At 72.5% G+C, this 12,759-nt stretch carries 11 protein-coding genes and 1 pseudogene; 2 read left to right on the plus strand and 10 right to left on the minus strand.

Translation table 11 applies throughout. The annotated features are described in order from the left end of the window. Window position 1: 1 nt before the first annotated feature. The 3 genes from GIS00_RS10445 to GIS00_RS10455 all read right to left on the minus strand — a co-directional run bounded on the left by GIS00_RS10445 (window position 2) and on the right by GIS00_RS10455 (window position 2,637). Window positions 2-1,057: an MSMEG_0568 family radical SAM protein gene (locus tag GIS00_RS10445; protein WP_154768408.1), complete on the minus strand. Its 1,056-nt coding sequence runs from the start codon at window positions 1,055-1,057 to the stop codon at window positions 2-4. Window positions 1,058-1,067: 10 nt separating this feature from the next. Next, window positions 1,068-1,589, minus strand: coding sequence for an MSMEG_0572/Sll0783 family nitrogen starvation response protein (locus GIS00_RS10450; RefSeq protein ID WP_154768409.1), 522 nt, complete (start codon window positions 1,587-1,589; stop codon window positions 1,068-1,070). A gap of 214 nt (window positions 1,590-1,803) precedes the next feature. Further along, window positions 1,804-2,637, minus strand: a complete 834-nt coding sequence (locus GIS00_RS10455; RefSeq protein ID WP_154768410.1) for an amidohydrolase family protein — start codon at window positions 2,635-2,637, stop codon at window positions 1,804-1,806. A gap of 540 nt (window positions 2,638-3,177) precedes the next feature. Between GIS00_RS10455 and GIS00_RS10460 the strand changes: the two genes are divergently transcribed. After that, a complete protein-coding gene (locus tag GIS00_RS10460) occupies window positions 3,178-4,047 on the plus strand; it encodes a hypothetical protein (RefSeq protein ID WP_154768411.1) in 870 nt (289 codons plus the stop codon). A 167-nt stretch (window positions 4,048-4,214) separates the two neighbouring features. Here the strand turns inward: GIS00_RS10460 and GIS00_RS10465 are convergent, their stop codons facing one another. After that, window positions 4,215-5,138, minus strand: coding sequence for an EamA family transporter (locus GIS00_RS10465; protein ID WP_322097821.1), 924 nt, complete (start codon window positions 5,136-5,138; stop codon window positions 4,215-4,217). A 73-nt stretch (window positions 5,139-5,211) separates the two neighbouring features. On the opposite strand from GIS00_RS10465, the gene GIS00_RS10470 reads away from it, so the two are divergent. After that, window positions 5,212-6,147, plus strand: coding sequence for a LysR family transcriptional regulator (locus GIS00_RS10470; protein ID WP_154768413.1), 936 nt, complete (start codon window positions 5,212-5,214; stop codon window positions 6,145-6,147). 271 nt (window positions 6,148-6,418) lie between these two features. On the opposite strand, the gene glmM is transcribed toward GIS00_RS10470, so the two are convergent. From glmM to rplQ, 6 genes and pseudogenes are all read right to left on the minus strand, one after another. Further along, a complete protein-coding gene (gene glmM / locus GIS00_RS10475) occupies window positions 6,419-7,813 on the minus strand; it encodes a phosphoglucosamine mutase (RefSeq protein ID WP_322097822.1) in 1,395 nt (464 codons plus the stop codon). A gap of 7 nt (window positions 7,814-7,820) precedes the next feature. Further along, window positions 7,821-8,336, minus strand: a complete 516-nt coding sequence (rpsI, locus tag GIS00_RS27460) for a 30S ribosomal protein S9 (RefSeq protein ID WP_154768414.1) — start codon at window positions 8,334-8,336, stop codon at window positions 7,821-7,823. A gap of 66 nt (window positions 8,337-8,402) precedes the next feature. After that, complete coding sequence (gene rplM, locus GIS00_RS10485) at window positions 8,403-8,843, minus strand: 50S ribosomal protein L13 (protein WP_322097823.1); 441 nt, start codon at window positions 8,841-8,843, stop codon at window positions 8,403-8,405. A 274-nt stretch (window positions 8,844-9,117) separates the two neighbouring features. After that, window positions 9,118-10,476 (minus strand): DUF7373 family lipoprotein, encoded by a 1,359-nt coding sequence (locus GIS00_RS10490; RefSeq protein WP_154768415.1) that lies wholly within the window; start codon window positions 10,474-10,476, stop codon window positions 9,118-9,120. 265 nt (window positions 10,477-10,741) lie between these two features. Then, window positions 10,742-11,701 (minus strand): annotated as a pseudogene (locus GIS00_RS10495) (tRNA pseudouridine synthase A); the annotation flags it as partial. 354 nt (window positions 11,702-12,055) lie between these two features. Next, window positions 12,056-12,682, minus strand: a complete 627-nt coding sequence (gene rplQ, locus GIS00_RS29270; protein WP_154768417.1) for a 50S ribosomal protein L17 — start codon at window positions 12,680-12,682, stop codon at window positions 12,056-12,058. Window positions 12,683-12,759: the final 77 nt, after the last annotated feature.

Raw genomic sequence — 12,759 nt, forward strand, 5'->3', positions numbered from 1 at the left:
CTCAAGCACCGACCCCGGAGAGCAGGCCGCACGCGCCGCACGCCGCACAGCCGGCCTTCTGGTCCGACCCGCGCATGCCCAGGTGCACCAGCACCTTGCCGACCCGTCGGGTCACGTCCTCCAGCACGTCGGCCCGCGGCGGCGCCGCGCCATCCTGCGCGGCCAGCGTGCCCGGGATCGGCCGGAACGGCACGACGAACGGGTACACGCCCATCAGCGCGAGCTCCTCGGCGGCCGCCACCAGCTCGTCCGGGTCCTCACCGAGGCCGACGAGCAGGTAGGTGGAGACCTGGTTGCGGCCGAACACCCGCACCGCCTCGCGCCAGGCGGCGCGGTACTCGTCCAGCGACACCGTCGACTTGCCCGTCATCCACCGGGCCCGCACCGTGTCGTCCATCGACTCCACATGGATGCCGATCGACGAGGCGCCGGCCTCGCGCAGCTCGGTGAGCACCGCCAGGTCGCCCGGCGGTTCGCACTGCACCTGGATCGGCAGCTCCGGCACCGCCGCCTTCACCGCGCGCACGCAGCGGGCGAGATGCCTGGCGCCACGGTCCTTGCCGTTCGAGGTGCCGGTGGTCATCACCATCTGCCGGACACCGTCCAGATCCACCGCCGCCCGGGCCACCTCGGCCAGCTGGGCCGGGGTCTTCACCGCGGTGGTGGCACCGGCCGCGAGCGACTCCTCGATCGCGCAGAACCGGCAACGCTCGGCCTCGTCGTACCGGACGCAGGTCTGCACCACCGTGGTGGCGAGCACGTCCTTGCCGTGCAGCCGGGCCAGCTTCTCGAACGGGACCCCGTCGGTGGTGGCCAGGTCGTAGAACCGCGGCCGGGCCACCACCTCCAGGTCCAGTCCGGTGTCGTCGCCGTCGTAGAGCACCCGGCCGTCGACGACCTCGTAGGGCGACTGCGGGTTGCGCGGGATGGCGGCGCCGAGACCGCCGACCAGCACGTGCCCGTCGTCGCTGGGACCGGCGCCCGGGCCGCGGCGCACCGGCGCTTCGAACCGAAATCCTCGCAGAACCAGGTCGACCCGCGTTCCGAGACCGGTCATCGTCGACGCCTCAGACCATGTAGGTCGAGTTGATGATGGCACCCTTGCGGGCGTAGTAGATGAGGGCGTCCTGGACGTCCAGCGGGTGCGACGGGATGACGCCGGCGATCAGGTCCTCCTCCCGCAGGCCGTGCAGGGACAGCCCGAACCGGCAGCAGAACACGGTGCCGCCCTCGGCGATGAACGTCTCCAGCGCACCGTTGATGTTCTGCTCGCCGGGGAAGGCGTTGTCGCCGGTGGTCGGGAAGCCGCGGTTGGCGATGCAGTTCATCGCGCCCGGGCCGTAGAAGTACATCGCCGACTCGAAGCCCTTCCGCAGGGCACGGGTGGCCTGCAGGATCGCCACGAAGCTCACCGAGGACTCGTGGGCGATGCCGTGCACCAGGGTGAAGTAGCTCTGCCCGGGCTCGGCCTGGAAGTCGGGGAAGATCTTCGTGCTGCCGTAGATGTTGCTGCCCTTGGGCAGTGAGGGGTGCGGGATCTCCGCGAGCGAGGCGGCGATGTTCTCGGCGATGCTGTCCTCGAACGGCATGGACGGTCCTTTCGGGCTGTGACTCGGCCGGTACCGGGCGGTACCGGCCGTGGCGTGTGATGCGGTTGGTGGGCGGATCGTGCGGTGGTGCGGTGCTGACATCGGCTGTACGGCAGTGGATGTCGGTGGAGCTGATCGGCTTGCGGGACGGTGCGGGGCTGTCGGGGCCGTTGGGGCAGGATGTGTCGGTCAAATCAGGTCAGGTCCGGGGCGGTCAGGGTCGGTCGTAGAGGGCGGCGAAGTTGTCGGTGAACATGGCGCGGGCGAGTTCCCCGTCGCCGACGGCGGCCTGCAGGCGGGCCAGCTCGCCGGCGTGGTCCCCCCACGGCTCGTCACTGGCGAACAGCACCCGGTCGTGGCCGATCCCGCGGCGCTCGATCTCGTCGGCCAGCCAGCGCGGCGCGAAGCCGATCGCCCACGACGTGTCGGTGTAGACCTTCTTGCCGGCCTCGATCCAGTCGAAGAAACGACCGGAGATGAGCTTGATGTGACCGCTCATCCCGCCGCCCATGTGCACCAGGTGGATGGCCACGTCGTCGCCGTAGCGATCGACAAGCCGCCCCACCTTGTCGATGTCGCTCGCCGCGCCGGGTGAGGTGTGCACGTGCACGACCAGCCCGTGCTCCCGGGCGGTGGCGAAGATCTTCCCCAGGCCGTCCTGGCAGTCCGGGTCGTCGACGCCGCCGCCGAGCAGGAAGCTGGTCTTGAGGGCCCGGACGCCCGGCTCGCCGGCCAGGCCGAGCGCCTTGTCGGTGAGCGCCGCGTCCGCCGACTTCGGCGACACCCAGAGCCCACAGACGAGCCGGTCCTGGTTCTGCACCGCCTCCAGCACGAGATCGTTGAGACGGAAGGAGATCTCGACGTCCGGAACGCCGTAGTTCGGCAGGATCAGCGCCCGCTCGGTGCGCTCGGCGGCCAGGTCCTGCAGCAGTTCGGCGACGGTCTCCCGCGCCGCGAGATCCGGGTGCACCGCGGGTCCGCCGTAGAACGGAAACGCCGGGAGCCGCCCGATGTGCCGATGCGAATCGGCCAGGGTGCCCGCTGTCATGACTCCAGTAGGCGGCCCGGTTGTTGCGGATGGGTTCGATCCGGAACAACGTCAGGTGTCGCGGCGCGACGTGCGCGTCATCTCACCGTCACACATCGCCGGATTCGTCCGCTTCCCGGCCCGACCCGGTTCGCCGGCTCGACCCGCTTCCCCGGCCGCCCCGGCCGACGTGGGCACCCCCGCTCCTGCCCCGATGCCGCGCGCGCGGTCGCCGGTCCGACCCGCTTCCCCGCCCGACCCGGCCGACGTGGGTCCGCGCCGCTGCCCCGATGCCGCACGGGCGGTCCGCCGGTCAGACCCGCCGGCGCGACGACGTCGGGCCGTCCCGGTGCACCCCTATGCCGTCCCGGTGCACCCGTGCAGGACCCCGCCCGGGCCGGCCGGTCCACCGATCGGTGGAGCCGGCTTTCCACCGGCGCTCCGGCCGATCGGCCGACATCCCGCGGCGCCGTCCGGGACGAGGCTGGTAACAGATCCGGTGGACGGCACCGGGGTCGCCGGGAGGCGACACGAGCAGCACGGTCGGGAAAGGCCACGATGATGAGCACACAGCACGAGGAGATCGGCACCGGCACCACGAGCGGCCGCATCACGAGCAGCGACATCACGAGCAACGGCATCGCCGGCCGTGCCGAGGGCATGGGGCGGCAGGACACGGTGCAGCGGGACATGGGCCTGCGGGACCTGCGCGCCCTGCAGGCCGATCTCGCCGCCTTCCACGCCGGTGCGGGCCGCGGCCCGGTCGGGCCGGCCATCGAGCAGATCCCGGCAACGGAGACGACCGGGGGGCTCTCCGGAGCCGACGGCGCGGCCGGGATCACCGGCGGACCCACCGATCTCGACAGCCGGGAGCGGGCCGCGCGGTCACTCGGCTACCGGCGGCAGAACATCCGGCAGGGCGCGATGATCGGTGCGCTGCTGATCGCGGTGCTGCTGCTGCAGGAGCCGTGGAACGACGGGGCGGCCGGCTGGTGGATCGTGGCGGCTTCGCTGGCCCTGCCGCTCGCGCTGATGTTCGCCGCGACGGCCGTGCTGCTCGGCCGCAGCCGCCGGGCGGACGGGATGGCCGTGGCCCCGGCACCGATCGTCAGCGGGATGGACGCCGAAGGCCGCCGCGCGGTGCGCCGGGCTTTCGCCACCGGCGTCCCGGCCACCGAGCCGCTGGCCCGGCGCGCCACCCTGGAGATCGCCCGCGCGACGGTGATCGGCTTCCTGCCGCGCTCCGTGCTGCTGGGTGTGCTGGTGATCATGGAGGTGCTGTTCGCCGCGGTCACCGCGAGCGCCGTCGGCGCCCTCCTCTGGGCCCTTCTCGCCGGCCTCACCGTGGCCCAGCTGATCGGCGGCGTCGCCCGCCTGCAGCGGTCGCACCGCTACCTGCAGGTCGCCGGCTGGTTGCCGGACGAGCGCTGAAGCAGCACAGGGCCGACAGAACAACACAGCACCGACAGAACAGCACAGCGCCGACAGCAACTGCGCCCCACCGGATTCCGGTGGGGCGCAGTCCATGTTCCGGGAGGTCACGTGTGGGCGGCGACCACGCGGCGAGCGCGCGATCAGTGGGGCGCGCGGCCGCGGCCTCAGCCGGACCGGGTGGTCGCGGCCCGGCCCGGATCAACCGGCAGGAAGGTCGGCTCGGCGGCGGACCGGCGACGGCGGGCGAACGCGGTGACCGCCACCCCGACGAGCACCACGACACCGCCGATCAGCTCGACGACCTCCGGCACCTCGTCCTGCACCAGCCAGGCGGTGAGCATGCCGACCGCGGGCACCAGCAGGGTGAACGGCACGACCGACGCCGCCGGGTACCGGGCCAGCAGACTGTTCCAGATCCCGTACCCGACCAGGCTCGCCAGGTAGGCGGTGTACGCGGTGGACAGCAGCGCCCCGACGCCGAGGTTGCCCAGTGCGTGCCACACGGTCGACGGCCCGTCGACGACCAAGGACAGCGCGAACATCGGTACCGGCACGACCGTGGCGGTCCAGACGGTGAAGGCGAGACCGGAGGTGACGCCGGCCTTGCGGGTGACGATGTTGCCGGAGGCCCAGGCGACCGCGGCGGCCAGGGTGAGCATCAGCGCGAGCAGCGGTGTCCCGGCCGAGCGCCCGACACCGACCAGCACCAGACCGATCCCGCCGACCGTGATACCGATGAACTGCCGGACCGTCGGGCGCTCGCGCAGGGCCAGCGCGGCGAACAGGACGGTGAACATCACCTGGGCCTGCAGCACCAGCGACGCGATGCCGGCCGGCATGCCGAGCTTCAGTGCGGTGTACAGCAGACCGAACTGGCCGACACAGGTGAGCAGGCCGGCGGCCGCGATGATCCGGAACGGCACCTGCGGACGGCGGACGAGGAAGACGGCGGGGATCAGCACCACGACGAAGCGGATGGCGACGAACAGCAGCGGCGGGATGCCGTCCAGACCCTCGTCGATGACGACGAAGTTGGCGCCCCAGATGAGGGCGACCAGGACGGCGAGCAGGGTGTCACGCAGTTTCACCGGGTCATCTTCCACGGCCGGCATCATCAACGTCCAGCGAATGATCCTGTACGCCACTCGGTAGCATCGCTGCATGATCGACCTGGTGGCACTGCGCGCATTGATGGCGGTGGGCCGCGCCGGATCCGTGGCGGCGGCCGGCGAGAGCCTGGGCTACACCGCGTCCGCGATCTCCCAGCAGGTCAAGCGGCTGGAGCGGGAGACCGGCGTGCTGATGCTGGAGCGGGTCGGCCGCGGGGTGGTGCTCACCGAGCAGGGCCGGCTGCTGGTGGAGGACGGCCGGCGGCTGTTCGGACAACTGGAGGCGATCCGCTCCCGACTGGAGACCGCCGCCCCCACCGGCGGTCTCCGGCTCGTCGCCTTCGCCACCGCCGTCCGCGGCCTGGTCGCGCCGATGGCCGCAGCCCTGATCACCGAACTGCCCGGCCTCACCCTCACCGTGCTCGAGCAGGACCCACCGGAGGCCGTCGCGATGGTGGCGGCCGGCCAGGCGGACATGGCCGTCGCGCACGACTGGAGCGGCGTACCGCTGCACCGCCCCGCCCACGTCGCCGGCCGGGTCATCGGCCAGGACGTCGCGGACGTGCTGTTGCCGGCCGGGCACCCGCTGGCCGGCAGTCCCGCCCTCACCCCGGGCGAGCTGCTGCACGAGACCTGGGCCTGCTCACCACCGGGCAGCCTGTGCCACGAGTGGTTCACGGTGATGTTCGAGCAGCAGGACCGGCTGCCGCCGATCCGCTGGTACTCCGGTGAGTACGACACCCAGATCGAGGTGGTGGCACAGGGTCTCGCCGCCGCGCTGGTCCCACGACTGGGCCGCCGTGCACTGCCGCAGGGCGTGGTGGCAGTGCCGCTGCGGGATCCGGTGCCGGTCCGCCGGCTCTGGCTGGTCTGGCGGGAGACCATGTCGGAGAGCCCTGCGGTGCAGGAGGTCTCGACCCGCCTCGCCGCCCTCACCGATCCGGTCCCGGCCGCTGCCCCGGCGACACCCACGGCCCCGACCGGCTGACCTCGCCGACCACGACCCGCGCCTGGATCAACGCTCTCGGCATGGCTGTTTCGGCCGAGAACGGTACGGGTGGGACAGAAGTCGACGAGTTCGCCCATGCGGACGGCGATGATCCACGCAGGGTGGCGGGATCCGGCGTCGACGACGCGTCGGAAGTTGTCGCGAATGGGACGGGTCGGACAGGAGTCGCCCCTTTCGTGCGCGCCTGCGAAGAAGATCCTCGCGCCAACGGCGGGGTGCGGGGTGGGATCGGGGCGAGTTGCGGGGTGGGTCAGGCGGCGTCGGCGACGATCTTGGCGATGCGCTCGGCGATGGTGCCGGCCTGCTCGGTGGTGGCGGCCTCGACCATCACCCGGACCAGCGGTTCGGTGCCCGACGGGCGGAGCAGCACCCGGCCGGCGTCACCCAGCTCGGCCTCGGCGGCCGCCACGGCCTCCAGCACGGACGCCGCTCCGGCCACGGACTTATCGGTGACCCGGACGTTCAGCAGCACCTGCGGGAAGCGCTGCACGATCGAGGCGAGATCGGCCAGGGTGCGGCCGGTCTCGGCCACCCGGGCCATCAGCTGCAGACCGGTGAGGATGCCGTCGCCGGTGGTCCCGTGGTCGGCGAGCACGATGTGGCCGGACTGCTCGCCGCCGAGCGAGTACCCGCCCTCGCGCATCTCCTCCAGCACGTACCGGTCGCCGACCGCGGTGGTGCGCACGGTGATCCCGGCGGCCGCCATGGCCCGGTGGAAGCCGATGTTCGCCATCACGGTGCCGACCACGGTGTCGTGGGCCAGCTCGCCACGGCCGGCCAGCGAGGTGGCCAGGATCGCCAGGATCGCGTCCCCGTCGACGTCGCTGCCGTCACCGGCGATGGCCAGGCAGCGGTCGGCGTCACCGTCGTGCGCGACGCCGAGATCGGCACCGTGCTCGAGCACCGCGGCGCGCAGGCCGTCCAGGTGCGTCGAGCCGACGCCTTCGTTGATGTTCAGGCCGTCCGGGTCGCCGCCGATGACCACGACCTCGGCGCCGGCCCGACGATAGGCCTCCGGGGCCAGCTCGGACGCCGCGCCGTGCGCGCAGTCGACGACGATGCGCAGGCCGGTCAGGTCGTGCGGGGTGGCCGCGCGCAGGTGCTGCAGGTAGGACTCGACGGCGACCTCGTCGCGACGGATCCGTCCGACCTCGGCGCCGACCGGGCGTCCCTCGGTGGGGGTGGCCTGCATGTCGGCCTCGATGGCGTCCTCGACCGCGTCGTCGAGTTTGCGCCCACCGGCCGCGAAGATCTTGATGCCGTTGTCCGGCATCGGGTTGTGCGAGGCGGAGATGACCACGCCCAGCGCCGCACCGGTCTCGCCGGTGAGGTAGGCGACGCCGGGGGTGGGCAGCACGCCCAGCAGCACGACGTCGACGCCGGCGGACGCGAGCCCGGCGGCGACCGCCGCCTCGAGCATCTCGCCGCTCGCCCGCGGGTCCCGGCCCACCACGGCGACCGGCCGGACCCGGCCGGGCCCGCCGGACGGAGCAGGAGCGGTCACCGATCCTGGTCCGGAGACGCCGACCGCCCGGGTGCCGGTGAGCACCCGGGCGGCGGAGGTCGCGAGCTCGAGAGCGAGGACGGGGGTCAGGTCGGCATTGGCCAGACCACGCACCCCGTCGGTACCGAAGAGCCGACCCACGAGGGGATCAGCGCTTCGAGTACTGAGGTGCCTTGCGGGCCTTCTTCAGGCCGTACTTCTTCCGCTCCTTGGCCCGCGCGTCGCGGGTCAGGAATCCGGCCTTCTTCATCGCCGGGCGATCGGCCTCGTCCAGCTCGATCAGCGCGCGGGCGATGCCCAGCCGCAGCGCGCCGGCCTGGCCGGTGACGCCGCCACCGGACAGCGTGGCGAAGACGTCGTAGATCCCGTCCTTCTCCAGCGACACCAGCGGCTCCTTGACGAGCTGCTGGTGCACCTTGTTCGGGAAGTAGTTGTCCAGCGTGCGGCCGTTCAGGGTGAACGTGCCGTTGCCGGGGACCAGGCGGACCCGGACGATGGCCTCCTTGCGGCGGCCGACGGTCTGCACCGGACGGTCGACGGCGACGCGGACCACGGAGGGGACGACCTCGGGGGCCTCCTCCTCGACGGCGACGTCGACGACAACCTCCTCGGTGGCCTCGGGGGTGTCGGTGACCTGGGCGTCCAGGTCGGGGTTCTCGCTCATGTACTCGCTCTTCCGGAATGTGGCGTGGTCAGTGGTTCAGCGGATCGGGCAGTGCCCGGTCATGAACTACTGGGCGACCTGGGTGATCTCGAACGGCTGCGGCTGCTGCGCGGTGTGCGGGTGCTGGGCACCCGAGTACACCTTGAGCTTGCGGGCCATCGAACGGCCCAGGGAGTTGTGCGGGAGCATGCCGATGACGGCCTTCTCCACGAGCTTGTCCGGACGGGTGTCCAGCAGGTCGCCCACGGTCTGCGCGCGCAGGCCGCCCGGGTAACCGGAGTGCCGATACAGCACGTGGTCCCGCTTCTGGCCGAGCACCGCGACCTTCTCGGCGTTGATGATGACCACGAAGTCACCGGTGTCCACGTGCGGCGCGTAGATCGCCTTGTGCTTGCCACGCAGGAGCTGCGCGGCCTGGCTGGCCAGGCGGCCGAGCACCACGTCGGTCGCGTCGATCACGTGCCAGGCGCGGGTCACATCGCCTGACTTCGGGCTGTACGTGCGCACGGATATGCCTCTTCGTCTCTCACCGGTTGTCCACGCCGTCCGGGGTGCCGGTGGCGCTGCCGCCCACCGCTGCCGGCGGCGACAATGGTCCGCACCCCTGGCCCGCACGGGTCCGGGCCGGATCACTCCGGAACGGCACAGCGGGAACGGCACGACCTACAGGTGCCGCACGAGCGGCACACCGACCATCGAGATTACCCGTCGCAGGCGGTCATGGCAAAACGACCGGGGCGGGCCGCGGGAGCGTCCGCGGCGTGTCCCCGCCGCGGTGGACTCAGATCGACTGCAGCAGCTGGTACTGGGCGTTCAGCGCGGCGATCAGGTCCGATTCCGAGGACGCGGACAGCTCGATCGCGTACCGCCCGGAGGTGGCCATGCAGTAGTAGACCGAGTTGAGCGCCTGCTGCGCGCACTTCGGTTCGCCCGAGGCATCCGGGGAGAACTCCGTCCAGCCGCCGTCCGTCCCGAGGGTGAACTCGACGAAGGCGTCCCGCACCATCGCCGCCCCCTCGTCATCCGCGGCCCGGTAGACGTTGGTCCGGCCCAGGCCGACGATGTCGACCCCGGCGTCGGCGAACAGCTCCTTCGTACCGATCGGATCGGTGTCCCACACCAGGACGCCGGACGAGTCGTAGAGACCGTCGTGCACGGTGGCGTTGTCCCCGGTGTTGGCCAGGGTGTGCGCCAGCAACCCGTCGGTGTCGGTCGGCAGCTTCATCAGCGCGTCCCCGGAGGCCGGGGTGAAGGCGTCGGCGGACGCGGTCATCGCGTCGAAGGCCTTGGCGATCAGCGCGGGCTGGTCGTAGGCGTCGGCCGGGCTGTCGACCCAGGAGTACAGGACGAACTCCCCCGCCGCCGCGAAGGCGTGCGAGTAGGTGCCGCCGCTGGAGCTCTTCCCGGTCCAGCCGCCGGCCTTGTCGTAGCCGGGGACCGTCAGCTTCCCGGTGTCGGACTCCTTGTCCGCGGAGGCGGCCGTCAGGTCGGTGACTGCCTTCGTCGCCTGAGCGGCGGTGCCGTACTGCAGCACCATCGTCACCATGCCGGAGTCGCTGTCCGTGGTGCTGCGGGAGGCCGCGAATCCGGAGATCATCCCGCCGCGGCGGGCGACCTCGGGTACCGGGTCGTTGAGCACGACGACCAGCGCGGACGGGCCCTTGAGCGGGAGCGTCGAGATGGAGCCCACTTGTGTGAAGTCGGCGTCCACGAACGTCGGCACGACCACCACGGAGGCCAGCCGGCGCGACTCGAGCAGCGCGGCCGACTCCTCCGAGGCCGGCGTCGCCGGAATGTCCCGCGGGGTGGTCGGGTAGTCACCGGTACCGCCGCCGCCGGAGGTGGTGTCGGTCTGCTCGGTGCTCTCCGTGGTGTCGGTGCTCTCCGTCGAGCCGGTGCTCTCCGTGGTCTCCGTCGAGCCGGTGGTGTCGGTCGTCCGGGTGGACCCGGTGGACTCGGTGGACCCCGTGGTCTGTGCGGTGGAGGAGGTGACCGGAGCGGCACCCGGAACCGTCTGCGCCACACCGGAGATCGTCGAGGCACAGCCCGCGGCTACCAGCGCCAGTGCGGTCGTACAGGCCACCAGCCAGGCCCGTCGGGCCTGCCGCCCGACCCCGTGCCGCGTGCGGATCCGTTCCATCGCCACCCACCTCTTCCGCCCGCCGGCCGACTCCGCCGACGGGTCCGTCTCCGGCCCGACGCTACCCGGTCGGGGTTGACCCCCGGGCCGTGTCCGCCGGATCCACGGCCGGCGTCGGATCGACTCCCGTGCCCGCGCCCGCCGGCGTGCCCCGGTCCACGGTCGGCCCCGGATCCACGGACGGCCCCGGATTCACGACCCGAGCCGGATCCCCTGCCACGACGGAACTGCCGATCAGGACGGAATCCTCGGCACCCGTGGGCTCGCGGACCGCGCGGGTGACCGACACCCGGGCCGCCAGGTCCGCGTCCGCCGGGTAGTCGACACCGACCAGCGTCAGCCCACGGGCCGGGGCGATCCGGACCTCGGAGGTCCGCCGGGCGGCTGCCAACAGCCGGGCCGGGGCGTCGACCGGGGCGCGACCCTCCCCCACCGTGGCCAGCGCCCCGACGAGCGACCGGACCATCGAGTGGCAGAAGGCGTCCGCGGTGACCTCGATCAGCACCAGGTGGTCACCGGCGGCGCGAACGCGCAGCGCCTGCAGCTCGCGCACGGTGGTGGCACCTTCGCGCGGGCGGCAGTAAGCGGCGAAGTCGTGCAGGCCGACCAGTGCCGCCGCCGCCCGTTCCATCGCCCCTGTGTCGAGGGTGCGGCGCAGGTTCCACACCGCGGCGCGCTGCAGGGGCTCGACGCCCCACTCGGCCGTGCCGATCCGGTACTCGTAGTGCCGCCGCATCGCCGCGAACCGTGCGTCGAAGCCGGCCGCGGCGACGTCGGCCGACCGCACCCGCACGTCCGCCGGCAGCAGACCGGACAGCCGCCGGAGCAGCCCCCGGCAGGCAGCATGCAGCGCCGCGGCCTCGACCGGATCGTTGCGGCCCCCAGAACTGCCGGCGCTGACGGAGCTGCTCGGGCCGTCACGGGTGCCGGTGCCGTTGGAGTAGCCATGCCCGTCGGGTGTCGTCGGGCGGCCGTGGCCTGACCCGCCCAGGTCCCGTGGGGTCAGGGCGAGCAGGCCGGGCACCGGCACGTCGATGTGCGCCACCTGCCCGGTGGCGTGCACGCCGGCATCGGTCCGGCCGGCGACCACCAGCGGGACCGGTGCCCGGAACAGCACCTGCAGGGCCTCGCCGAGCGCACCGGCGACGGTACGGCGGCCCGGTTGCACCGCCCACCCGGCGAAGTCGGTGCCGTCGTAGGACAGGTCGAGCCGCAGCCGGACCATCGGGTCGACCGGTCCTGGGAGGACGTCCCGGATGCCGGTCGCCGCAGTACTGGAAGGCGGAGCAGTGGGGGAAGGCGGAGCAGTGCCGGAAGGCGGAGCAGTGCCGGAAGGCGGAGCAGTGCCGGAAGGCGGAGCAGTGCCGGAAGGCGGAGCAGTGCCGGAAGGCGGAGCGATGCCCGCGTCCGCACCGCCGTCACCGGCGGCCACATCTCCCTCGGACCCGGTCCCGGCCGCACCGACCCCGGACACACCGACGGGCCCGTCCACCGATTCCTCGGTGGCGGGCCCGTCGGTCCGTGTGCCGGTCAGGTCCGTCAGCCGTCGCCGCGTCCTGCCCTGGTCCGGGTGAACTGCCTACTTCTTCTCGTCCGCATCGTCCGCCTCGGCGACCTCGACGTCGGCGCCCTCCGCCGGGTCCTCCTCGGCCGCGGCAGCCGCCTGGGACTCGGTGGTGCCGTCCTCGGCCGGGGCCTCGACAGCCTCGACCGCGGCGCTGTCCTCGACCTCGGTGGTGGTCTCGGCAGCGTTGGTCTCGGCAGCCTCGGCAGCGGCCGGAGCGGCCGCGGCGGAGGAACGGACACGAGCGGCACGCCGGGTGGCCCGGTTCGCGGCGGAGGCGACGGTTTCCTCGCCGATGAGCTCGATGAGCGCCATGGGAGCGTTGTCGCCCTTGCGCGGGGCGGTCTTGATGATGCGGGTGTAGCCGCCCTCACGGGTCGCGAACGACGGCCCGATCTCGGCGAACAGCTTGTGCACCACGTCCTTGTCGCGGATGACCTTCAGCACCTCGCGACGGGCGTGCAGATCGCCCCGCTTCGCGGTGGTGATCAGCTTCTCGGCGTACGGGCGGAGCCGCTTCGCCTTGGCCTCGGTGGTGGTGATGCGGCCGTGTTCGAAGAGCGACTGCGCCAGGTTGCGCAGGATCAGCTTCTCGTGGTTCGGCGATCCGCCGAGGCGGGGACCCTTGGTGGGCGTGGGCATCTCATGTCCTTCGTGTTCGTGGTCCGGAACCCGACCGGGTCCGGGTGAGGCGGGCGGTCCGGGAGCGAACTCCCGGG

The sequence above is a fragment of the Nakamurella alba genome, assembly GCF_009707545.1.
In the GTDB taxonomy this organism is placed as follows: Bacteria; Actinomycetota; Actinomycetes; order Mycobacteriales; family Nakamurellaceae; genus Nakamurella; species Nakamurella alba.